The following is a 22,356-nucleotide window of genomic DNA, read 5'->3' as shown; positions in this document are numbered from 1 at the left end:
CCGCTGGGCTGCGAAGCAGCCCCCAATCCATACACCTCGGTTTATTCCGGTGTATTACCGACACCGGTTGCGACGACTGCGTCGCCGAGCGGGAGCAAGCTCCCTCGCCACAGGGCATGTGTTTCCACACAATCTCCATATTCCCCACACATTCCCTCCACACCGCATCGCCAGACTCCTCCCATCCAAACAGGGAGAGTCCCATGAACAAGAATCTGACCATCAAGCTCGGCGCGATTGCCTTGCTGATCCTGCTGTTGCTGATCCCGTTGCTGATGATCGACGGCATCATCGATGAGCGTCAGCAACTGCGCGACGGTGTGCTCGAAGACATCGCCCGCAGTTCCAGTTACAGCCAGCAACTGACCGGGCCGGTGATGGTGGTGCCCTATCGCAAGATTGTGCGCACCTGGAAGACCAACGAAAAAACCAACAAGCGCTACGAGGACATCAGCGAGGCGCGCGGGCGTCTGTACTTTCTGCCGGAGCGCTTCGAACTCGACGGCCAGGTGCAGACCGAGTTGCGCAAACGTGGGATTTACGAGGCGCGGCTGTTCCACGCCGACAACCGTATCGACGGGCATTTTTCCCTGCCGGCACAGTTGGGCATCAAGGAGAATTTTGCCGATTATCAATTCGACGCACCGTTCCTCGCCGTCGGTATCAGCGACATTCGCGGCATCGAAAACGCGCTGAAACTCGAGCTCGCCGGTCAGCAGCTGGATTTCGTGCCCGGCAGCGAAGTGGCCTGGATTGGTGAGGGCGTGCATGTGACCCTCCCGGCCCTCGACGCCAGTAAAGCCACGCAACTGACATTCGGCTTCGACCTGCGCCTGCAAGGCACCGGCTCGCTGCGCGTGGTGCCGGTGGGCAAGACCAGCAGCGTCAGCCTCGCTGCCAATTGGCCGCACCCCAGCTTCGTCGGCAACTTCCTGCCGGCCAAGCGCGAGATCAACGATCAGGGGTTCAGCGCCGACTGGCAGACCTCGTTCTTCTCCACCAACCTGCAAGAGGCAATGGAGCGTTGTGTCGCTGGCGACTGTGACGCACTCAACGGACGCAGCTTCGGCGTCAGTTTCATCGATCCCGTGGATCAGTACCTCAAAAGCGATCGGGCGATCAAATACGCGCTGTTGTTCATCGTCCTGACCTTCGCCGGTTTCTTCCTCTTCGAAGTGCTCAAGAGCCTGGCGGTGCACCCGGTGCAATATGCCTTGGTCGGTGTCGCACTGGCGTTCTTTTACCTGCTGCTGTTGTCGCTGTCGGAACACATCGGTTTTGCTCTGGCGTATCTGTTGTCGGCCAGTGGCTGCGTGCTGTTGATCGGTTTCTACGTCAGCCACGTGTTGCGCAGTGCGCGGCATGGATTGAGTTTTTCGGCCGGGCTGGCGGCGCTGTATGGCCTGTTGTACGGATTGCTCAGCGCCGAGGATTACGCGCTGCTGATGGGCTCGCTGATGCTGTTCGGTCTGCTCGGGGTGTTCATGGTGCTGACGCGCAAACTGGACTGGTACGGGATTGGCGCGAAGTCGGCCAAGCCGCTGGAGTTTGATGTGGAGGCGATGCGATGAGCGGGTTGAGAGCTGAGCGCAGGGAAGTAGCGGTGTTGCTGACGCTGATTTTTGCAGCGCTGCCGCCAGAACCGAGGTGGTGCATTCGCGAGCAGGCTCGCTCCCACAAGGGATTCGGGTATGGCATCCATCCTGTGGGAGCGAGCCTGCTCGCGAAGAGGCCGGAACAGGCAGCGCAGCTCTAAGGCTTGGGCATCGTCGCCAGCATGGACGGCCGCTGACTCACTTCGAAATACCAGTTGGCCAGTTGCGGGTTGGCCGCGCGCCAGTCCATGTCCGGGAAGCGCAGGTCCAGATAGCCCAATGCGCAGGCCACGCTGATCGCCGCGACATCGAAATGGCTGGTCAGCTCGGCAATCGCCTCGTTCTCCAGTACGGCGAGTGCGCGACGGATCTTGTCGCGCTGGGCGTCGAGCCATTCGTCCCAGTGTTTTTCCACCGGGCGCAGAACGGTTTCATAACGCACCATCACCGAGGCGTCCATGATCCCGTCGGCCATCGACGCCAGGGTCAACCGCCGCCAGCGCGCCGCGCCTTCGCGGGGGATCAGCGGATTGCCGACATGCTGCTGGTCGAGGTACTCAAGGATGACGCGGCTGTCATGGATGACATTGCCGTCGGCCAGGCGCAGGGCGGGGATTTTGCTCAACGGGTTGTCGGCGATCAGCGCCGTGTTCGGGCTGACCGGGCTGAGCACACAGTCCTGCAGCGCGACACGATCCTGTTGACCGGTTTCGTGCAGCAGCACCATGACCTTGCGGACGAAGGGCGACAGGATGTTGTGGTACAGGGTCATGCTGGGGGCGGACATGGATGAACCTCGGTGGTCGGCGAAGAGCAGGAGATTAGCCGTAGGAGCTGCGGAACGCTGCGATCTTTTGATCTTGATTCTGCTTTTGAAAGCAAAAGATCGCAGCGTTCCGCAGCTCCTACAAGGATTTCAGCTTCGCGGCAGAAAGCCTCTTGTGGCCAGAAATGCGGGCACGCCAAGGCCGACCCAGCTCAACGCATCCCAGATCCCGTCCCCCAGCAATGCCGCAAACAGCCCTGCCGCACTGAGCAGGGCGATGACGATCGGTGTGCTGAAGACTTTCCAGAAACTCGACTGACGCGGCTTCATGCCGAGGCCTCCGCCGTTTCCAGCACAGGCCTGGTCGCCTTGCGCCGCACCACCCACAGATACACACCACTGGCCAGAACGATGATCGTCAGCACATCCAGCGTCGCCCAGAGAATCTTCATCGGCATGCCGCCGTAGTCACCAAAATGCAGTGGCTGCGACATGCCCATGGCGTCCATGTACCACGGCCGTTCGGCCACGGCGGTGACCTGCAAGGTCGTGGCATCGATCAGCACCGGTGTCAGCAGGTGCGAAGTCAGGTGCGTGCCGCCCTTCATGAACACCGAGTAATGATGCTCGCTGGAAAAGCGTGTGCCGGGGAAGGCGATGAAATCCGGCTTCATCCCCGGGGCGACTTGCTCGGCGATGTCGAGCAAGCGCGTGGCCGGGGCCAGTTGCGTCAGCGGTGGTGCGTCGCGATACGGTGCGATCAGGGTGGTCAGTGCGTCGTTGCGCCAGGCGGCAATCAGCAGATCGGCGCAGGCGCTGATCACTCCCGTCACGCCCACCACCAGGCACCAGGTCAGGGTCACGACGCCAATCAGATTGTGCAGATCGAGCCAGCGCAGCCTGGTCGACTTGTCCTGGCGCACGGTGCCGAATTTCAAGCGGCGCATGAACGGCAGGTACAGCACCGTGCCGGAGACGATGGCCACGACGAATAGCAGGCCCATGAACGCCAGCAGCAGCTTGCCCGGCAGCCCGGCAAACATGTCGACGTGCAGGCGCAGGATGAACAGCATCAAACCACCGTTGGCCGACGGGGTTTCCAGCGCTTCGCCAGTGCGTGCGTCGAGCATGAAGGTGTGCGAAGCGTTCGGCTCGGTGTCGGCAGTTTTCGCCATGATCGCGAATGCCGCGTTCGGGTCCTCGTCGTCATAACCGAAGTACTGCATGACTTCGCCGGGGCGATGTTTCTGCGCGGCATCGACCAGTTGCTGCAGGTTGAGTTGCGGCGTGTCGGCCGGCATCTCGCGCAGCTCCGGGGCGTTGCCCAGCAGATGATCGATCTCGTGGCTGAAAATCAGCGGCAGACCGGTCAGTGCCAGCATCAGCAGAAACACCGTGCAGATCAGGCTGGTCCAGGTGTGGATGAACGACCAGCGGCGGATGGTTTTACTTTTCATTGCATGACCTTCAAAAACACCAAAGCCGCCCGGTGCGGACGGCCTGGTAACAGGGCCTGTTTCAGCTCACCGGCTTACCACTTGTAAGTGGCGCTGGCGACGACGCTGCGCTGGTCGCCGTAGTAGCAGTAGAAGCTGTCGCAGGTGGAAATGTAGTCCTTGTCGAACAGGTTGGTCGCGTTCACTGCCAGCGACGCACCTTTAAGGCTGTTGTCCAGACGGCCCAGATCATAATGCACGCTGGCGTCGAACACGGTATAGGCATCGGCCTTGCCCAGCCAGGTGTTGGCCTTGTCGCCGTAGGTGTTGCCGGTGTAACGCACGCCGGCACCCACACCGAAACCGTCAAGCACGCCGCTGTGCCAGGTGTAGTCGGTCCACAGCGAGGCTTGCTGGTTGGGCATCAGTTGCAGACGGTTGCCCTTGTCGACGCCTTTCTGCACTTCGGACTTGGCCAGGGTGTAGGCGGCGATGACCTTGAGGTTATCGGTCACATCGGATACGGCTTCGAGTTCCAGACCTTTGACCTTCACTTCACCCGTTTGACTGGTCACCGAGACGTTGTTGACGAAGGTGCTCACCGCGACATTCTTCTGGGTCAGGTCATACACGGCGGCGGTCAGCAGGGTCTTGCTGCCCGGCGGCTGGTATTTGATGCCCAGTTCCCACTGCTTGCCTTCGGTCGGCTTGAGCGAGCCGGTTGAGGTGACATCGGCGCCCGTGGTCGGCTGGAAGGATTCGGCGTAGGACAGGTACGGCACGAAGCCGTTGTCGAAGACGTAGCTGAGCGCCGCATTGCCGCTGAATTTTTTGTCGCGCTGGGTATTGGTCGCATCGTTCTGGTTGATGAACTTGGTGCTGGTGTGCACCCAGTCTTCACGACCGCCGAGAGTCAGACGCCACTGATCTAGGGCCATCTGATCCTGCACGTAGAGGCCGGTCTGATAGGTCTTCTGGTTGTAGTCGTAAAACGCAGTGGAGCGCGCCGGACGTACGATCGGCTGGCCGTAGATCGGCGTGATCACGTTGGTCGGCAGGCCATCACCGAAAATCGAGGTGTAGTTGGTGTTGTTGCGCTGGTGATCCAGACCCAGCAGCAAGGTGTGGCGGATATCACCGGTGGCGAAGTCGGCCTGGAAGTTGTTGTCCACGGCAAACTGGCTGATGTCTTCATCGACGCTGGTGCTGGTGCGGCCGACGTTGCCCTGTTCATCCACGGTGGTGAACGGGTAGGAGCCGGGCGTCAGCGACTGGAACGACAGGTCCGACTTGGTATAGCGCAGGTTCTGCTTGAACTGCCAGACATCGTTCAGCCGATGTTCGAAGGCGTAGCCCAGCGCATAGTAGGTGCGGTCGTAGTATTCCCAATCCGGATCGCCGAGATTCTTGTGATGGGAAATGTCGCCGAACGGCGAATTGATCTTCGTGCCCTGGATCGGCAGAAACTGGCTGGTGATGCCCGTGTCGTCACGGGTGAACTGGCTCAGCAGGGTGAATCGGGTGTCGTCGTCGATGTTCCAGGTCAGGCTCGGCGCAATGTTGTAGCGCTTGTTGTCGACGTGGTCGACCTGCGTGCCACTGTCGCGCACCACACCGCTGAGACCGTATAGAAACTGCCCGGCGTCATCGATCTTGCCGGTGCTGGCGAAGTTGATCTGGCGGTGGTTGTCGCTGCCGTACTGCAGCTGGATTTCGTTGCTGGCCTCGGCACTCGGGCGGCGGCTGACCATGTCGAGCAAACCGCCCGGCGGCGTCTGGCCGTACACCGACGAGGCCGGGCCACGGAGCAGGGCGAGGCGGTCGAGGTTCCAGGTTTCCTGCTTCGGGTTGGCGTACACGCCTTTTGGCAGCGGCAGGCCATCGAGGAACTGGGTCGGCTCGAAACCGCGTACGCGCAGCCAGTCGGCACGTGTGTCGCTGCCGTAGCTGCTGGCGGTGATGCCCGGCATGTAGCGCACCGCGTCATCGAGGCTGTGCACGCTGCGATCATCCATCTGCTGACGGGTCGCCACCGAGATCGAACGCGGTGCTTCGACCAGTGCGGTGTCGGTCTTGGTGCCGGCGGCGGTGCGGGTCGCGGTGTAGCCTTCGACCGGGCCCCAGGCACTTTCCAGATTTTCCACGCCGATGACCGAGGTTTCCGGCAGGGCCAGCGTGCCCTCAGGCACCGCCACCAGGGTGTAGGTGCCGGCGCTGCTTTGCTCCAGTTGCAGACCGCTGCCGCGCAGAGCCGCGCGCAGGGCGCCGGCGGCGTCGTACTGGCCGTTGACCGGCGCCGAGGTCTTGCCTGCTGCCAGTGCCGGATCGAGCGACAGGGCGAGGCCGCCCTGGCTGGCGATCTGGTTCAGCGTGGTCGACAGCGGCGCCGCCGGCAGGTTGTAGGCGCGCACGCTGGACGTTTGCTCAGCGGCGAGCAACGCAGTGCTGATCAGCGGCGTGCCGAAAGCGATGGCAAAAGCCAGCAGACTGGGGCGCAACAAGGTGTCTGGCGAACGGGACATACGGCGGCTCCTGAATGGAAATATTTCTCAATTGCCTGTGTGCCGGATGAAAATCGAAAAGTGATAGGGCGGGATGAAAATTCTTTTTTTGCTGGAAATGGTGTTGGGGCTGATGCCGTCATCGCGAGCAGGCTCACTCCTACAAGGGAACGCATTCCAATTGTAGGAGTGAGCCTGCTCGCGATAGCCCTTTCACAGACGGCGAATTTTTAAGGTTTAACCTCAGCCTTCGCCACGGTGACCCAATACGGCGTATGCCGCTCGATCTGCACCGGCAAGGTCGGCAGCAAAGCGCTCAGCGCCTTGTCGGTGTCGTGCAACGGAAAGCTGCCGGTAATGCGCAGATCGGCCACCTCCGGCGCCACGCCGAGATGCCCGCGGCGGTAGCGCCCCAGCTCATGCACGAGATCGCCCAGTCGCGCGTTGTCGACCACCAGCATGCCGCGCGTCCAGGCATCGGCGCCGGGGGCGAGGGCGGCAATCGAGCTCAGCCCGTCACTGCGCAGCAGCACCTGCTGTCCCTCGCGCAGAATCTGTTCTTGCGGGTTCGCCTGGGCATGGGCCGCGACCGCCGACTGCAATACGCTCAGGCGCGTGCCGTCATCCTCGCGCTTGACCAGAAACCGCGTGCCCAGCGCGCGCATGCTGCCTTCGCGGGTTTCGACGATAAAGGGCCGCGCATCGCCATGCCCGGTTTCGACGAGGATTTCCCCTTCCTGCAGCACGATCAAACGGCGCTTGTCATCGAAGCGTACGTCGACCGCGCTGTGAGTATTGAGGTTGAGCAGGGTGCCGTCGGACAGGCGCACGGTGCGCTGTTCGCCGGTGGCGGTGCGCTGATCGGCGAGCCAGTAATCGAGCGGCAGATAGCGCTCACTCACGAACAGGCCCAGACCGATCACCGCCACGACACTGGCCAGCCCGCTGCCGAGTTTGCGCACGCGCCGGCGAATGCCTTCGCGCGATTGCAGCAACGCACTGCGCGCCGGGCCCTTGGCGACGCTGAAACGCTGATCGAGCATGCCCAACTGGCGCCAGGCGCGCGCGTGTTCTTCATGGGCCGCGTGCCATTTGGCGAACTCCTCGCGTTCCAGCGCGGTGCTCGAATCGAGGGTCAATTGCCAGGCAATCGCCGCGTCCAGCACATGGGCCGGCACCGGGCGCGAACTGGCCGCGGTCATGTCGGCTCACCGTAAAGAGCGATGTAGCACTGGCGCAGGCCTTGGGCCAGATACTGCCGCACGCGCGGCACCGAGACGCCGAGTTTGCCTGCGATCTCGGCGTGGCTGAGGCCGTCGAGGCGGTTATACAGAAACGCTGCGCGAGCCTTGGTCGACAGCTTGCCGAGCAGGCGATCGATGGCCTTGAGGTCGTCGAGGATCATTTGCTGTTCTTCCACCGATGGCTGTTCGCCCTCGGGGATCAGCATCAATTCGGTGAGATAGGCCTGTTCCAGCGCGGCGCGGCGGAAGTAGTCGAACAACAGGCCTTTGGCGATCGCCACCAGAAACGCTCGCGGCTCCCGCGGCGTCAGCAATTCGCCGCGGTTGAGCAGGCGTACAAAAGTGTCCTGACTCAAGTCTTCGGCGCGCTGCGGACACGCCACATTGCGCCGCAACCACGCCAGCAGCCAACCGCGATGGTCGCGATACATCGCACCGACGAGCTCACTGTGGGGGTTGGGCACTGACGACACCGGACATCACCGATTGGGAAATGTTAACTAACGAGAATAGTTCGCGATTCTGGCAGAGGTGGGAATGGTTAGCAATTGGCCACTGGTCAGGTGGTGAATCAAGGGCAGACCCTCACCCTAGCCCTCTCCCGGAGGGAGAGGGGACTGATTGGGGGATATTCTGGAGGTACACCGACCTGAGCGATCTTCAGTGAATCCATAATCGACTCGATTTCTCAGGTAAATGAAAAGCCCGAGACACTTCGGTCGGCTCCCTCTCCCTCTGGGAGAGGGCTGGGGTGAGGGTGCTTCTAAAAAGAAGGCGCCTGCTGCCTTCGCTTCCACTGACTCAACCGCTGTTGCAGATTCAATGGACTGTATATCTGCTGCGCCCGCGCCCTGCTGAACAGAATCAATGCCAGTTCCGCCGTGGCCAGCGCATCGGCACTCGCGTTATGCCGTTCGAACACTTCAAGCCTGAACCACTCGATCCACTCATCCAGCCCCGCCTCGCGAATCTGCGCCTGCGGACACAGCAGCGGGGCGAGATCTGCCACATCCAGAAACACATGTTGCAGCTTGTGCCCCAGATGCTCCTTGAGCGCACGCCCGAGCATGTGCTGATCGAACGGCGCATGAAACGCCAGCACCGGGCTGTCGCCGACAAATTCCAGCAACTCCAGCAACGCTTCGGCCGGGTCGCTGCCTGCGGCGATCGCATTTGGCCCGAGGCCATGAATCAGCACGCTGGGGCTGAGCTTCAATTCCCGACATTGCAGGGTCCTTTCGAACTGCTGGCGGAAATCGATTGCGCCGTCCTCGATAGCCACGGCGCCGATCGACAACACCCGGTCCTTGTTGAGGTTGAGGCCGGTGGTTTCCAGGTCCAGCACCACCCAGCGCTGCTCGCGCAGGCTGCATTCGCTCAGCTCGGTGATGCTCGGCAATTGCGCCAGTCGCGGCGCAAACGCGGCCGGCACTACGGGACTGGCCGGGCGCAGCCAGGAAAACAGGCTCATAGCTGATACCGCAAGGTCAGGCTGCTTTGCAGTCGCTGCGCCTGCCGCAGGGATTCGCGCAGGATGCGTCGGTCGAGGTGATTGAGGCTGTCGGGATCGACGCGGTTGGAGTACGGCTGGTTCTCCCGGGTCTGGAGCTGGTGCTGCTGCATCCGCGTTTGCTGAATGAAGTGATAGGCCTCTTCATACGCCGCGCCGTCGAGCGGTTCGATGACTTCTTTATCGACCAATTGGCGGAAGCGTTCGAGGGTGTTGTTGGCGTCGATGCCGTTGGCCAGCGCCAGCAGACGGGCGCCGTCGACGAATGGCGTCAGGCCCTGGATTTTCAGATCCAGCGTAGCCTTCTCGCCGTTCTTGCGTGCCAGCACAAATTCCCGGAAACGCCCAACGGGAGGGCGATTACGCAACGCGTTCTCGGCCAGCATGCGCTGGAACAAACGGTTGTCACCGACCTGATCGAGAATGCCCCGGCGCAATTGCTCGCAGCCTTGCTCATCGCCCCAGACCACCCGCAGGTCGAAATAAATGCTCGAGCCGAGCAGATTCTCCGGCGTGGCTTCGCGGATGAATGCCGCAAAGCGCCGCGCCCACTCGGCCCGCGACAGACACAGCTCGGGATTGCCAGCCATGATGTTGCCCTTGCACAGGGCGAAGCCGCACTGCGCCAGGCTCTGATTGATCTGCTGGGCGATCGGCAGCAGCTTGCCGCGAATTTCCGCCGCGTGCGCCGCATCGCGGGCATCAAACAGAATGCCGTTGTCCTGATCGGTGTGCAGCGTCTGCTCGCGCCGGCCTTCGCTGCCGAAACACAGCCAACTGAACGGCACGCCGGGGTCGCCTTTCTCGGCCAGGGTCAGTTCGATGACCCGGCACACCGTGTGATCGTTGAGCAACGTAATGATGTGGGTGATCTGCGTCGACGACGCGCCGTGAGCGAGCATGCGTTCGACCAGTTGACCGATCTCGCCGCGCAGGGTCACCAGTTGCTCGACCCGCTGAGCACTGCGGATGGTTCGCGCCAGGTGCACCAGATCGACCCGTTGCAGGGAGAACAGATCACGCTCGGAAACCACCCCGCACAGGCGCTGATCCTTGACCAGACACACATGCGCGATATGCCGCTCGGTCATGGCGATCGCCGCATCGAATGCGCTGTGATCCGGCGACAGATAAAACGGCGATCGGGTCATGTGCTGTTCGATGGCGTCGCTGAAATCGCCGACACCTTCGGCCACCACATGGCGCAAATCGCGCAGAGTAAAAATCCCCAGCGGCACCTTCTGCTCATCCACCGCGACGATGCTGCCGACCTGTTGCTCGTGCATCAGCTTCACCGCTTCACGCAGTGGAGTGTCGGCGCTGCAGGTCACCGGATGACGCATCGCCAGTTCACCGAGGCGGGTGTTCAGCGAGTACTGGGTGCCCAGGGTCTCCACGGCTTTTTGCTGGACTTGCTGGTTGACCTGATCGAGCAGGCTGCTGACTCCGCGCAGGGCGAAGTCGCGGAAGGTGCTGGAGAGGGCGAACAGTTTGATGAACGCCAGTTTGTTCAGTTGCAGGCAGAAGGTGTCTTCGCCCGCCAGATGTTCGGTGCGGGTGGCGCGCTCACCGAGCAGCGCAGCCAGCGGAAAGCATTCGCCGGTGGTGATTTCGAACGTGGTCTCGGTGCCGGGCCTGGTGATGTGCTGGCGTTCGCCGACCACCCGACCCTGTTTGACGATATGAAAGTGTTCGACCGGGCCGTCGGCCGGTTTGATGATGCTCTCGCCCTGGGCAAAAAAACGCAGCTGACATTGCTCCACCAGATAGGCGAGGTGGGCGTGTTCCATCTGATTGAAGGGCGGGAAGCGCTGAAGGAATTGCAGGGTGCCCTGAATATTCTGCAAAACCGCGGTTTTCCCTGCCTGGGTGAAGGCGTCCGCTTTACTCATAACCATTACCGCAGTCTTTTTCGAATTGTTGTTGTCGGATCGTTGCGGCCATGGTCGACCCCGACGGGCAGGGTGCCCATTGGACGTAAGTCTAGGTTTTGCCACCATCGGCCGATTTTCGGAAATAACCTACGCAAAAGCTCGGAAAAGCTCGTCGTAGCCCCTTGGAAAAAAATCCGACGAAGTGCACATTGAAGCGCTGTCCGGCGATGTCTGACGACTTGCCAGGGATTGATTGAACATTTAGAGAGCGCCATGTCCGACCACGATATTTTGAGCGACGCCGAGCGTGAAGCGCTCAGCGCAGTAATGCTCGAACCCGATCTGCCGCCGCAGCGTGTCCTGATCGTCGACGACGACAAGGATGCCCGCGAGCTGTTGTCGGAGATTCTCGCGCTCGATGGCATTCATTGCATGACCGCAGCCAGCGGTGAAACCGCGCTGAAAATGCTTGAGCAAAAGCCCTCGATCGGGCTGGTGATTACCGATCTGCGCATGGGCAATGTCGATGGCCTCGACCTGATCCGCCAGGTGCGCGAATCGGTGCGCGCGGCGATGCCGATCATCATTGTCTCCGGCGATGCCGACGTGAAAGACGCGATCGAGGCGATGCATCTGAGCGTGGTGGATTTTCTGCTCAAGCCGATTGATACGGGGAAGCTGCTTGGGCTGGTCAAACACGAATTGGGCATAGAACCCTAGAAGCCCCTCACGCTGGCCCTCTCCCAGAGGGAGAGGGGACCGATTGTGGAGAATTCGAGGCTTTCATTGACCTGAACGTCCACAACCGAATGCATAATCGACATCGATATTTCAGGTCGATGCATGGCGCAAGACGACTCGGTCGGCTCCCTCTCCCTCTGGGAGAGGGCTGGGGTGAGGGTATCGATCTCGCCGTCTACGCCAAGCCGACGCCGAGCACATAAACAAAAAAGGCCCTGATCTCTCGATCAGGGCCTTTTTCATTTCAACCATCAACCCAAGTTACAGACCATTCTTGGCCTTGAACTCGCGACGACGACGGTGCAGCACCGGCTCGGTGTAGCCATTGGGCTGTTTGGTGCCTTCGATCACCAGTTCGACCGCCGCCTGGAAGGCGATGTTGCTGTCGAAGTCCGGTGCCAGCGGGCGATACAGCGGGTCGTTGGCGTTCTGGCGGTCGACCACCGGCGCCATCCGCTTGAGGCTTTCCATCACTTGCTCTTGGGTGACGATACCGTGGCGCAGCCAGTTGGCGATGTGCTGGCTGGAGATACGCAGCGTCGCACGGTCTTCCATCAGGCCGACGTCGTTGATGTCCGGCACTTTCGAGCAGCCGACACCCTGGTCGATCCAGCGCACCACGTAACCGAGAATGCCCTGGGCGTTGTTGTCCAGTTCGTTCTTGATCTGCTCCGGCGTCCAGCTCGGGTTGACCGCCAGCGGGATGGTCAGAATGTCGTCCACCGAGGCGCGGGCACGTTTGGCCAGTTCGGCCTGACGCGCAAACACGTCGACCTTGTGGTAGTGCAGCGCGTGCAGCGCAGCGGCGGTCGGCGACGGCACCCAGGCAGTGTTGGCGCCGGCCAGCGGGTGAGCGATTTTCTGTTCGAGCATCGCGGCCATCAGATCCGGCATCGCCCACATGCCCTTACCGATTTGCGCACGACCTTGCAGGCCGGTGCTCAGACCGATATCGACGTTCCAGTTTTCGTAGGCGCCGATCCACTTCTCGGCCTTCATGTCAGCCTTGCGCACCACCGGGCCGGCTTCCATGGAGGTGTGGATTTCGTCGCCGGTGCGGTCGAGGAAACCGGTGTTGATAAACACCACGCGCTCGCTGGCGGCCTTGATGCAGGCCTTGAGGTTGACCGTGGTGCGGCGTTCCTCGTCCATGATCCCGACTTTCAGGGTGTTGCGCGGCAGGCGCAGGACATCTTCGATACGCCCGAACAGCTCGTTGGTGAACGCCGCTTCTTCCGGGCCGTGCATCTTCGGTTTGACGATGTACACCGAACCGGTGCGGGTGTTGCGCCGCGAGGTGTTGCCATTGAGGTTGTGCATCGCCGCCAGGCAAGTCACCAGACCGTCGAGGATACCTTCCGGTACTTCGTTGCCTTGACTGTCGAGGATCGCGTCGATGGTCATCAGGTGACCGACGTTGCGCACGAACAACAGCGAGCGGCCGTGCAGCGTCACTTCACCGCCATTCGGCGCGGTGTAGGTGCGATCCGGGTTCATGGTGCGGGTGAAGGTCTGGCCGCCCTTGGCGACTTCTTCCGCCAGGTCGCCTTTCATCAGGCCGAGCCAGTTGCGGTAGATCACCACTTTATCGTCGGCATCGACGGCGGCCACGGAGTCTTCGCAGTCCATGATCGTGGTCAGCGCCGCTTCCATGAGGATGTCTTTGACGCCGGCGGCATCGGTCTGGCCGACCGGAGTGCTGCCGTCGATCTGGATTTCGAAGTGCAGGCCGTTGTGCTTGAGCAGCACCGCGATCGGCGCGTTGGCGTCGCCCTGGAAGCCGATCAGTTGAGCATCATCGCGCAGGCCGCTGTTGCTGCCGCCCTTCAGCGTCACGACGAGTTTGCCGTCAGCGATCTTGTAGCCGGTCGAGTCGACGTGGGAGCCAGCGGCCAGTGGCGCGGCTTCGTCGAGGAAGGCACGAGCGAAGGCGATGACTTTGTCGCCACGCACCTTGTTGTAGCCTTTGCCTTTTTCCGCGCCGCCGTCTTCGCTGATCGCGTCGGTGCCGTAGAGGGCGTCGTACAGCGAACCCCAGCGGGCGTTCGAGGCGTTGAGCGCGAAACGCGCATTCATCACTGGCACCACCAGTTGCGGACCGGCGGTGCGGGCGATTTCATCATCGACGTTTTGTGTCGTCGCCTGGAAATCAGCCGCTTCTGGCAGCAGATAACCGATCTCTTGCAGGAAAGCTTTGTAGGCCACGGCGTCGTGCGCCTGGCCGGCATGCTGCTGATGCCAGGCATCGATGCGCGCCTGGAAGTCATCGCGTTTGGCGAGTAGGGCTTTGTTCTTCGGCGCCAGGTCGTGAATGACCTTGTCGGCACCTTCCCAGAATTGTTCGGCGGTGAGGCCGGTACCGGGAATGGCTTCGTTGTTCACGAAGTCGAACAGGACTTTGGCGACCTGCAGGCCACCGACTTGAACGTGTTCAGTCATTGCTTGCCTCACTCTGCTCAGCTATTTCGCTTTTCAGCTCGTCAATTTAACAATGAAGCTTCTGGCCATTTAAACCACAAACCTGCTGACCAGTACATGCCATTGCTGGCGGCTGGGCTAGGACCAATCAACGGCTTGGAGGCCTTGCTGACGGGGCTTTCAGGATTGCGAAGGGCCTTGGGCAGACATCGATCCAGCGTTATGTAGTGCGCGCTGCGGCATACTACATGATGAGTTGCGCTTGTGAAAATCAGACTAATTACGTCGTTCTGCGACCTCATGACGCATTGCGGTCACGTCGCGGAACGAGATGTTCTCAAAAAAGCATTGGATTGTTCCAGCTAAATATCGAAAGTTGTACACATAAGTGCTGCTCAGGCTGCCTTGCCACAGATTCTGCGTAGCGGTTGGCCCATCCAGACCAATCCTCTTGCCTATACTTGCCCTTCGATAACAAAAGTCATGACAAGAGGGCTGCGCCATGGACCATCTCGTACTCACCGTTTTCGCTCCGGACAAGCCCGGGCAGGTCGAGCGCATCGCCCAATGCATCGCCGAGCACGGCGGCAATTGGCTGGAAAGTCGCATGTCACGGATGGCCGGGCAGTTCGCCGGGATCCTGCGCGTGGGCGTGCCGGCGGAGGCTTACGACGAATTGGTCGATGCCTTGCAAGCGTTGTCGGCACATGGCATTCGTGTGTTGATTGCCGAAAGCGGTGTTGAGCAGTCCTGCACGTGGAAACCGATCGCCATGGAACTGGTCGGTAATGATCGCCCGGGTATCGTCCGCGATATCACCCGGCTGTTGAGCGAGCAGGGCGTGAATCTGGAACGGCTGGTGACTGAGGTGCGCCCGGCACCGATGAGCAGCGAGCCGCTGTTTCACGCCGAGGCGATTCTGGCGGTGCCGCTGACCCTGTCGCTGGATGTGTTGCAGGCGCGCCTGGAAACCCTGGCGGATGATCTGATGGTCGAACTGGTGTTACGCACAGAGGTTTAAGCGCTGCGAAGGTTATTCAGGTTTAACGTGCACCTGCCTGTGGATAACCTGTAGAGACAGACCGCCACGCCACGCTGGCCGTGGCTTTGCGCCCGTTGATCAAAAAACCGCCAACATTCAGTGACTTGCGCACAAACGGCGGGGATCACGCTGTGGATAAGCTTGGGAAGGAACGATGCAGGCCACGGTAACCGTGGCCTGTGGAGGTTTGTGCGTTTTTTGATCAGGCGCGCCGGCGCAGACTTATCCACGCATCAACGCTATAAACCGCCAGACCGGCCCAGATAAACATGAACGCGACCAGCGTGCTGGACGACAAATGCTCGCCAAACAGCAGCACCGCTTGCAGCAGCACCAGGGTCGGCGCGATGTATTGCAGGAAGCCAATGGTGGTGTAGGGCAGATGGCGGGTGGCGGCGTTGAAACATACCAGCGGTACCAGCGTGACCGGGCCGGCGGCCACCAGCCACCACGCCTCGGACGTAGTCCAGAAGGCAGGTTGCACGCTGGTCGCCGTCTGATTGAACAGCAACCACGCAATCGCGATCGGCACCAGCATCCAGGTTTCCACGACCAACCCCGGCAACGCCTTGACCGGCGCCTGTTTACGGATCAAGCCGTAAAAACCGAAGGTCAGCGCCAGTGCCAGCGACACCCACGGTAGACTCCCCACCTGCCATACCTGCTGCGCCACACCGATGGCAGCCAGCCCGACCGCGACCCACTGCATGCGCCGCAGCCGCTCACCGAGAATCACCATGCCCAGCAGCACGTTGACCAGCGGATTGATGTAGTAACCCAGACTCGCCTCAAGCATGCGGCCGTTGTTCACCGACCAGACGTAGGTCAGCCAGTTGGCCGCGATCAGCGTGCCGCTCAAGGCCAGAATGGCCAGGCGCTTGGGGTTGTCGAGCAGCTCGCGCAGCCAGCCCGGGTGTTTCCACACCATCAGCAGCAACGCACCGAACAACGCCGACCACAGCACCCGATGGATGATGATCTCGACGGCCGGGACTTCGGCGATGGCTTTGAAATAGATCGGGAACAGGCCCCAGATGATGTAGGCGCTCAGGCCCAGAATGTACCCGCGACGCGGGTTGGCGGCTTGCATGCAGAATCCTTGCTCAGGCAACTGACAAAGAGGGGATTGTAAGGAGATTTGTCTGCAAGTGAGTTGTGAATTTGTGAACACCGGACAAATGTAGGAGTGAGCCTGCTCGCGATAGCGAACGGACATTCAACATTGATGTTGGCTGACCCGACGCTATCGCGAGCAGGCTCACTCCTACAGGGGGCGGGGTGAATCAGAAAAGTTTCAGGGGCTCTTCATTCAGTGCCGACAACTGTTCACGCAAGGCCAGCACCTGGTCGCCCCAATACCGCTCCGTGCCAAACCACGGAAAGCTGTGCGGGAACGCCGGGTCGTCCCAGCGCCGGGCCAGCCAGGCGCTGTAGTGCATCAGGCGCAGGGCGCGCAGCGGTTCGATCAGTGCCAGTTCGCGCGGGTCGAAATCGTGGAATTCGTTGTAGCCGTCCATCAATTCCGACAACTGCCCCAGGCACTCCTGGCGATCGCCGGCGAGCATCATCCAGATGTCCTGCACCGCCGGGCCCATGCGGCAGTCGTCGAGGTCGACGATGTGGAACATCTCGTCGCGGCACATCATGTTGCCGGGGTGACAATCGCCGTGCATGCGAATGTTCTGATGCGGCGTGGCGGCGTAAACATCTTCCACGCGTTTGAGCAGGTCGCGGGCAACCGACTCGTACGCCGGCAGCAAACTTTTGGGGATGAAGTTGCCTTCGAGCAGGGTGTTCAGCGAAGCATGGCCGAAGTTCTCCACGGCGAGGGCTTCGCGTTGCTTGAACGGCTTGGTGCCGCCCACCGCATGCATGCGCCCGAGCAACTGGCCGAGGCGATACAGCTGATCAAGGTTGCCCGGCTCCGGCGCGCGCCCACCCCGGCGCGGAAACAGGGTGAAGCGGAAACCGGCGTGCTCATGCAGGGTTTCGCCGTTATGGATCAGCGGCGCCACCACAGGGATGTCGATATCGGCCAGTTCGAAGGTGAACTGGTGTTCCTCGAGGATGGCCTCGTTGGTCCAGCGCTGCGGACGGTAGAACTTGGCGATCAGCGGCTCGGAGTCTTCGATACCGACCTGATAGACACGGTTTTCGTAGCTGTTGAGCGCCAGAATGCGCGCGTCGCTGAGGAAACCGATGCTTTCAACGGCATCCAGGACAAGATCGGGGGTGAGGGTTTCAAACGGGTGGGCCATGCTGACTCCTGCGCGCAGCAGGCTGCTGCGTCCGGCTCGGCATGGTAGCGCAGATGGCAGCGCGAAGGTGGTTGGTGTCTGGTCTGGCCTATTCGCGAGCAGGCTCGCTCCCACATTGAAATGCGATCCTCTGTGGGAGCGAGCCTGCTCGCGAAAGCGGATTATCAGGCGCCGACGATCCCGCCATCCTCGCGGGTAATCGCCATCACCGACGACCGCGGCTTGCCATTGGGCAGGTGCTCCGGGAAGGTCGAACCGCCGTTCTCGCCCGGATGCTGAATCCCGACAAACAGGGTTTTCTGATCCGGCGAGAAGCTGATCCCGGTCACTTCGCAACCCACCGGCCCGACCATGAAACGGCGAATCTCACCGGTCGCAGGATCGGCGCAGAGCATTTGGTTGTTGCCCATCCCGGCGAAGTCGCCGGCATTGCTCGAATCGCCGTCGGTGAGAATCCACAGGCGTCCGGCCTTGTCGAAACCCAGGCCGTCGGGGCTGTTGAACATGTTCTGCGGGGTGATGTTGGATGAGCCACCCTTGGGGGTTCCGGCATGCACGCCCGGGTTGCCGGCGACCACGAACAGATCCCAGGCGAACGTCTTGGAGGCGTGATCGTCGCGGTGGGTGCGCCAGCGCAGAATCTGCCCATAGACGTTCTTCTCGCGCGGGTTCGGCCCGCCCACCGGTTGGCCGTCTTCGCCGCGCTTGGCGTTGTTGGTCAGGGTGCAATAAACCTGGCCGTCCTTGGGGCTGACGACGATCCACTCCGGGCGGTCCATGCGTGTTGCGCCAACCACGCTGGCGGCGAGGCGCGCGTGGATCAGCACTTCGGCCTGATCGGCAAACCCGCTGCTGGCGTCGATGCCGTTCTTGCCGTGGGTCAGTTCGATCCACTGGCCCTGGCCTTTGGGGTGGTCAGGGTTGCCGTCACCGGCATCGAACTTCGCCACGTACAAGGTGCCGTGGTCGAGGATGTTGCGGTTGGCCTTCTGATTGCGGTGGTTGATGCGGTCGCGGCTGACGAATTTGTAGATGAACTCGCCACGCTCGTCGTCGCCCATGTACACCACAGCGCGACCGTCATCGGTCTCGGCCAGGGCGGCGTTTTCATGTTTGAAGCGGCCCAGCGCGGTGCGTTTGACCGGGGTCGATTGCGGGTCGAACGGATCGATCTCGACCACCCAGCCGTGGCGGTTGAGTTCGTTCGGGTTCTTGGCCATGTCGAAGCGCGGGTCGTGGGGGTGCCAGTTGATGTCTTTGCTGCTGGCAACGACGCCGTAGCGCTTCTGCGCGGCATCGAACTGTTGCTGGGCGTTGCTGCTGCCGAAGCAGTCGGTGAAGTTTTCCTCGCAGGTCAGATAGGTGCCCCACGGCGTCTTGCCGTTGGCGCAGTTCTGGAACGTGCCGAGAACTTTCTTGCCGTGCTTGTCGGCGGCGGTTTTCATCAAGTCGTGGCCGCGGGCCGGACCACTGATGCGCAGCGGCGAGTTACCGTGGATGCGCCGGTTGTAGCGCGAGCCCTGGACGAACTGCCACTGGCCGTTCCTGCGCTGCACTTCGATCACCGACACGCCTTCACAGGCCAGCGCCTTGCGCACGTCTTCGGCCGACTGCGGCATGCCGCCGTGGGGATACAGATAGCGGTAGTTGGTGTATTCGTTGTTGATCGCCATCAACGCGCGATTCTTGTCGTCGGGGAAGGCGAACAGGCTCATGCCGTCGTTGTTGTCGCCGAACTGCACTTCCTGTGCGGCGGCGGTGCCATTGCCGCTCGGATCGAAGGCCGGACCGTTCTTGTGCAGCGGCTGGCCCCAACTGATCAGCACCGAGGACTTGTAACCCTTGGGCAGGCTGATGGCGTCGGTGGTCGCGGCCGGAATGCTCTCGAAACCGAGCAGACGGCTGTTGCCGGCGCTGACGCTGGCGGCCATGACGCTGCGGGTCAACAGGTTGCCGCCAAGGAACATCGCCGCGCCGCACAACGCACCGGCGCTGATGAAACCGCGACGGCTGAGGCCGACCATTTTTTCCAGATCAGTGGATTGGTTTTCTTCTAATAGGCTCACATCAGGCTCCCTGCTTGGTTTATGGCCAACACCTTAATGCGGGTCGATGACGCTTTCGTTGCAGAGGCGAATCAGAGCGGCGTGCCGATCAGCACGTTGGACGGCGCGCATTGCACCTGCACCGGAGCGCCGACGCCCAGGCTCTGGCGGCGCATGTGCAACGGTTCGGCCAAGGCGCAGAGGGTGTGGCCGTTGGGCAGGGAAATCCGTACTTCGCTGGGACCGTCCTCGGCGTCGAGGATCGCTTCGATGGTGCCGCGCAGGACATTGTGTCCGGGCGTTGCCGACTGATCGTCGCCGAGCAATTCAAGCCAGCCAGCCTTGATCAGCGCCATCACTTCGCTGCCGATCTGCAATTCCAGATGCACGGTGCTGTCGTGGGTGATCTGCGCTTCCAGACAAATACCTTCGGCCAGTTCCAGCCGGATCAAATCATTGCGACCTTGCGCCTCAATTGCGATGACGGTGCCATGCAGCTGGTTGCGTGCGCTGGTCCTGAGCATCAGCCGGCCGAGCAGATCGAGATCGCTGACGTCTTCCGCCGCTTCCAGCACCTGCGCCTGCAAGGCCTGCAATTTCTGATACAGGCGCAGGATCCGTTCGCCCTCGCTGGACAGTCTGGCGCCACCACCACCCTTGCCGCCTACCACGCGCTCGACCAAGGGTTTCTGCGCGAGATTGTTCAGCTCATCGATCGCATCCCACGCCGCCTTGTAACTGAGCCCTGCGCTCTTCGCCGCTCGGGTGATCGAGCCCTGCTCGGCGATGTGTTGCAGCAGGGCGATGCGTTGCGGACGGCGAACGATGTGTTGGGAGAGCAGGGAGGGCAGGGACATGGCAGAACGCTTCTGGCTCGGGCGATGAAATGGACGTTGGCCACTTGCAGCGCATGAGTCAAGCCGAACACACAACCTGTAGGAGTGAGCCTGCTCGCGATAGCGGTGGACCAGCCAGCATCAATGTTGAACGTTCGACCGCTATCGCGAGCAGGCTCACTCCTACAGAAGGATGGTGTTGGGCTCAGGTTCCAGGTTTCGGCGTACGGGCCAGGCAGTACACATCGACCCGCGTTGCACCTGCATTCATCAACATCCGCGCCAATGCCTGAGCGGTTGCTCCAGTGGTCAGTACGTCGTCAACCAGCGCGAAATGGCGGCCGCTTACCTGCGCCTCAGGCGCCAGCGCGAAGGCATTACGCAGATTGCGTTTGCGCGCCTTGGCATCCAGATCCTGCTGGGCATCGGTGTCGATGACTCGCCGCAGCACCTGTTCTTCGCACGGCAGGTCCAGCGAAACACTCAACCAGCGCGCGAGCATTGCCGCTTGATTGAAGCCCCGTTGACGCAGCCGTTTATTCGCCAGCGGCACCGGCAGCAGCACATCAGGCCTGAGCAAATCCTCGTCGAAACGATGTTGCAGGTATTGGCCGAGAACGTCGGCGAGCAGGTGGCCAAACGGCCATTTCGCGTTGTGTTTAAAGCGCGTGATCAGGCTGTCCACCGGGAAGCCATAAAGCCACGGCACGGCGACCTGTTCGAACGCCGGCGGCTCTAGCACGCAATCACCGCAGGTCAGGCCATCTCCAGCCAGTGGCAAAGCGCAGCTCTGGCACTGGCTGCCGAGCCAGGGCAGCTCGGTTTCGCAAGCCTCGCACATTGGCATTTGCGCTTCTGCGGGCTCATCGCACAGCAAACAGGTCTGTACGTTTTTTAAACAGATGTAAACCTGTCCTTGGTATTGCGGTTGACAGCGCATCGCTCTTCCTTAAATATGCCGAACATCCGTGTAGCGCCTGTGGGTATTCGGTTTTCCCCGGCGCCACCCAAGCATAACCAAGGAATTGCCCATGAGCGCGAGCACCGCCGCCACCCTGCGTCACGATTGGTCTCTGGCCGAAGTCAAAGCACTCTTCGTACAGCCATTCAACGACTTGCTGTTCCAGGCGCAAACGGTGCACCGCGCACATTTCAACGCCAACCGTGTGCAGGTCTCGACACTGCTGTCGATCAAGACCGGCGCCTGCCCGGAGGACTGCAAGTACTGCCCGCAGTCCGGGCACTACAACACCGGTCTGGAAAAAGAAAAACTGATGGAAGTGCAGAAGGTCCTCGAAGAGGCGGCCCGGGCCAAAGCCATTGGTTCGACGCGGTTCTGCATGGGCGCAGCGTGGAAACACCCTTCCGCCAAAGACATGCCGTATGTGTTGAAGATGGTTGAAGGCGTGAAAGCCCTCGGCCTGGAAACCTGCATGACTCTCGGGCGTCTAGATCAGGAGCAGACCGAAGCGCTGGCCAAGGCCGGCCTCGATTACTACAACCACAACCTCGACACCTCGCCGGAGTTCTACGGCAGCATCATCACCACCCGCACTTACAGCGAGCGCTTGCAAACGCTGGCCTACGTGCGCGAGTCGGGGATGAAAATCTGCTCCGGCGGCATTCTTGGCATGGGCGAATCGCTGGACGATCGCGCCAATCTGCTGATCCAGTTGGCCAACCTGCCCGAGCACCCGGAGTCGGTGCCGATCAACATGCTGGTGAAAGTCGCCGGCACGCCGCTGGAAAATGCCGAAGACATCGACCCGTTCGATTTCATCCGCATGCTCGCCGTCGCGCGCATTCTCATGCCGCAATCCCACGTGCGCCTGTCGGCCGGTCGCGAGGCAATGAACGAGCAGATGCAGGCCCTGGCCTTTTTTGCCGGCGCCAACTCGATTTTCTACGGCGACAAACTGCTCACCACCGCCAACCCTCAGGCGGACAAGGACATGCAGTTGTTCGCACGCCTTGGTATCCAGCCGGAAGCCCGCGAAGAGCATTCCGATGAGGTTCACCAGGCGGCGATCGAGCAGGCGCTGGTGGAGCAGAAGAGTAGCGAGCAGTTCTATAACGCCGCCGTCTGACTG

18 protein-coding genes are annotated in these 22,356 nt (G+C 61.3%); 4 read left to right on the top strand and 14 right to left on the bottom strand.

The window, feature by feature from the left end:
* The first annotated feature begins 203 nt into the window (after positions 1-203).
* A complete protein-coding gene (gene creD / locus QRN33_RS18420) occupies positions 204-1,571 on the top strand; it encodes a cell envelope integrity protein CreD (protein ID WP_123417870.1) in 1,368 nt (455 codons plus the stop codon).
* A 181-nt stretch (positions 1,572-1,752) separates the two neighbouring features.
* On the opposite strand, the gene QRN33_RS18415 is transcribed toward creD, so the two are convergent.
* The 8 genes from QRN33_RS18415 to QRN33_RS18380 form a co-directional block, all read right to left on the bottom strand.
* Positions 1,753-2,382, bottom strand: coding sequence for a glutathione S-transferase (locus QRN33_RS18415; protein WP_285409494.1), 630 nt, complete (start codon positions 2,380-2,382; stop codon positions 1,753-1,755).
* Between the two features lie 129 nt (positions 2,383-2,511).
* Positions 2,512-2,691, bottom strand: a complete 180-nt coding sequence (locus QRN33_RS18410) for a hypothetical protein (RefSeq protein WP_285409493.1) — start codon at positions 2,689-2,691, stop codon at positions 2,512-2,514.
* On the bottom strand, positions 2,688-3,818 hold the full coding sequence (locus QRN33_RS18405; protein WP_064365302.1) for a PepSY-associated TM helix domain-containing protein: 1,131 nt from the start codon (positions 3,816-3,818) through the stop codon (positions 2,688-2,690). The genes QRN33_RS18410 and QRN33_RS18405 overlap by 4 nt, the downstream gene beginning before the upstream one ends.
* A 74-nt stretch (positions 3,819-3,892) precedes the next feature.
* Positions 3,893-6,319 (bottom strand): TonB-dependent siderophore receptor, encoded by a 2,427-nt coding sequence (locus QRN33_RS18400; RefSeq protein ID WP_258639473.1) that lies wholly within the window; start codon positions 6,317-6,319, stop codon positions 3,893-3,895.
* Positions 6,320-6,528: 209 nt separating this feature from the next.
* Positions 6,529-7,500 carry a FecR domain-containing protein gene (locus tag QRN33_RS18395; RefSeq protein WP_285409492.1) on the bottom strand — a complete coding sequence of 324 codons (972 nt, stop codon included), beginning with the start codon at positions 7,498-7,500 and terminating at the stop codon, positions 6,529-6,531.
* Complete coding sequence (locus QRN33_RS18390) at positions 7,497-7,973, bottom strand: RNA polymerase sigma factor (protein ID WP_231982541.1); 477 nt, start codon at positions 7,971-7,973, stop codon at positions 7,497-7,499. The genes QRN33_RS18395 and QRN33_RS18390 overlap by 4 nt, the downstream gene beginning before the upstream one ends.
* Before the next feature lie 332 nt (positions 7,974-8,305).
* Positions 8,306-9,013 carry a 3'-5' exonuclease gene (locus QRN33_RS18385; RefSeq protein ID WP_065616532.1) on the bottom strand — a complete coding sequence of 236 codons (708 nt, stop codon included), beginning with the start codon at positions 9,011-9,013 and terminating at the stop codon, positions 8,306-8,308.
* Positions 9,010-10,944 (bottom strand): putative nucleotidyltransferase substrate binding domain-containing protein, encoded by a 1,935-nt coding sequence (locus tag QRN33_RS18380; RefSeq protein WP_309298211.1) that lies wholly within the window; start codon positions 10,942-10,944, stop codon positions 9,010-9,012. Before QRN33_RS18380 ends, QRN33_RS18385 begins: the two co-directional genes overlap by 4 nt.
* Before the next feature lie 255 nt (positions 10,945-11,199).
* On the opposite strand from QRN33_RS18380, the gene QRN33_RS18375 reads away from it, so the two are divergent.
* The gene (locus QRN33_RS18375) at positions 11,200-11,646 is read left to right on the top strand and encodes a response regulator (protein WP_064365296.1); all 447 of its coding nucleotides are present in this window, start codon (positions 11,200-11,202) and stop codon (positions 11,644-11,646) included.
* Positions 11,647-11,928: 282 nt separating this feature from the next.
* Here the strand turns inward: QRN33_RS18375 and QRN33_RS18370 are convergent, their stop codons facing one another.
* Positions 11,929-14,106 (bottom strand): malate synthase G, encoded by a 2,178-nt coding sequence (locus QRN33_RS18370; protein ID WP_285409491.1) that lies wholly within the window; start codon positions 14,104-14,106, stop codon positions 11,929-11,931.
* A gap of 481 nt (positions 14,107-14,587) precedes the next feature.
* Between QRN33_RS18370 and QRN33_RS18365 the strand changes: the two genes are divergently transcribed.
* Positions 14,588-15,106 carry a glycine cleavage system transcriptional repressor gene (locus QRN33_RS18365; RefSeq protein ID WP_016772854.1) on the top strand — a complete coding sequence of 173 codons (519 nt, stop codon included), beginning with the start codon at positions 14,588-14,590 and terminating at the stop codon, positions 15,104-15,106.
* Between the two features lie 223 nt (positions 15,107-15,329).
* Here QRN33_RS18365 and rarD read toward each other — a convergent pair whose 3' ends face one another.
* From rarD to QRN33_RS18340, 5 genes are all read right to left on the bottom strand, one after another.
* Entirely contained in the window at positions 15,330-16,217 is an 888-nt protein-coding gene (gene rarD / locus QRN33_RS18360; RefSeq protein WP_041476730.1) for an EamA family transporter RarD, read from the bottom strand.
* Between the two features lie 193 nt (positions 16,218-16,410).
* Positions 16,411-17,385, bottom strand: coding sequence for a serine/threonine protein kinase (locus QRN33_RS18355; protein WP_285409490.1), 975 nt, complete (start codon positions 17,383-17,385; stop codon positions 16,411-16,413).
* 164 nt (positions 17,386-17,549) lie between these two features.
* Positions 17,550-19,451, bottom strand: a complete 1,902-nt coding sequence (locus QRN33_RS18350) for a PhoX family protein (protein ID WP_042606667.1) — start codon at positions 19,449-19,451, stop codon at positions 17,550-17,552.
* Between the two features lie 71 nt (positions 19,452-19,522).
* Positions 19,523-20,287, bottom strand: coding sequence for a TOBE domain-containing protein (locus QRN33_RS18345; protein ID WP_285409489.1), 765 nt, complete (start codon positions 20,285-20,287; stop codon positions 19,523-19,525).
* Positions 20,288-20,471: 184 nt separating this feature from the next.
* Positions 20,472-21,206 (bottom strand): ComFC family protein, encoded by a 735-nt coding sequence (locus QRN33_RS18340; protein WP_285409488.1) that lies wholly within the window; start codon positions 21,204-21,206, stop codon positions 20,472-20,474.
* Between the two features lie 91 nt (positions 21,207-21,297).
* Here QRN33_RS18340 and bioB point away from each other — a divergent pair, with 91 nt between their 5' ends.
* Positions 21,298-22,353, top strand: coding sequence for a biotin synthase BioB (gene bioB, locus QRN33_RS18335; protein ID WP_042606670.1), 1,056 nt, complete (start codon positions 21,298-21,300; stop codon positions 22,351-22,353).
* Positions 22,354-22,356: the final 3 nt, after the last annotated feature.

It is taken from the genome of Pseudomonas sp. FR229a (genome assembly GCF_030209115.1).
Classification (GTDB): Bacteria; Pseudomonadota; Gammaproteobacteria; order Pseudomonadales; family Pseudomonadaceae; genus Aquipseudomonas; species Aquipseudomonas moraviensis_A.
The sequence above is the reverse complement of the archived record's forward strand: the minus strand, read 5'-3'. Positions and strand labels throughout refer to the sequence as shown.

Excerpts from the sequence above, each read along its gene's own strand:
- creD (WP_123417870.1), top strand. The coding sequence starts at position 204 with ATGAACAAGAATCTGACCATCAAGCTCGGCGCGATTGCCTTGCTGATC.
- QRN33_RS18415 (WP_285409494.1), bottom strand. The coding sequence starts at position 2,382 with ATGTCCGCCCCCAGCATGACCCTGTACCACAACATCCTGTCGCCCTTC.
- QRN33_RS18410 (WP_285409493.1), bottom strand. The coding sequence starts at position 2,691 with ATGAAGCCGCGTCAGTCGAGTTTCTGGAAAGTCTTCAGCACACCGATC.
- QRN33_RS18405 (WP_064365302.1), bottom strand. The coding sequence starts at position 3,818 with ATGAAAAGTAAAACCATCCGCCGCTGGTCGTTCATCCACACCTGGACC.
- QRN33_RS18400 (WP_258639473.1), bottom strand. The coding sequence starts at position 6,319 with ATGTCCCGTTCGCCAGACACCTTGTTGCGCCCCAGTCTGCTGGCTTTT.
- QRN33_RS18395 (WP_285409492.1), bottom strand. The coding sequence starts at position 7,500 with ATGACCGCGGCCAGTTCGCGCCCGGTGCCGGCCCATGTGCTGGACGCG.
- QRN33_RS18390 (WP_231982541.1), bottom strand. The coding sequence starts at position 7,973 with ATGTATCGCGACCATCGCGGTTGGCTGCTGGCGTGGTTGCGGCGCAAT.
- QRN33_RS18385 (WP_065616532.1), bottom strand. The coding sequence starts at position 9,013 with ATGAGCCTGTTTTCCTGGCTGCGCCCGGCCAGTCCCGTAGTGCCGGCC.
- QRN33_RS18380 (WP_309298211.1), bottom strand. The coding sequence starts at position 10,944 with ATGAGTAAAGCGGACGCCTTCACCCAGGCAGGGAAAACCGCGGTTTTG.
- QRN33_RS18375 (WP_064365296.1), top strand. The coding sequence starts at position 11,200 with ATGTCCGACCACGATATTTTGAGCGACGCCGAGCGTGAAGCGCTCAGC.
- QRN33_RS18370 (WP_285409491.1), bottom strand. The coding sequence starts at position 14,106 with ATGACTGAACACGTTCAAGTCGGTGGCCTGCAGGTCGCCAAAGTCCTG.
- QRN33_RS18365 (WP_016772854.1), top strand. The coding sequence starts at position 14,588 with ATGGACCATCTCGTACTCACCGTTTTCGCTCCGGACAAGCCCGGGCAG.
- rarD (WP_041476730.1), bottom strand. The coding sequence starts at position 16,217 with ATGCAAGCCGCCAACCCGCGTCGCGGGTACATTCTGGGCCTGAGCGCC.
- QRN33_RS18355 (WP_285409490.1), bottom strand. The coding sequence starts at position 17,385 with ATGGCCCACCCGTTTGAAACCCTCACCCCCGATCTTGTCCTGGATGCC.
- QRN33_RS18345 (WP_285409489.1), bottom strand. The coding sequence starts at position 20,287 with ATGTCCCTGCCCTCCCTGCTCTCCCAACACATCGTTCGCCGTCCGCAA.
- QRN33_RS18340 (WP_285409488.1), bottom strand. The coding sequence starts at position 21,206 with ATGCGCTGTCAACCGCAATACCAAGGACAGGTTTACATCTGTTTAAAA.
- bioB (WP_042606670.1), top strand. The coding sequence starts at position 21,298 with ATGAGCGCGAGCACCGCCGCCACCCTGCGTCACGATTGGTCTCTGGCC.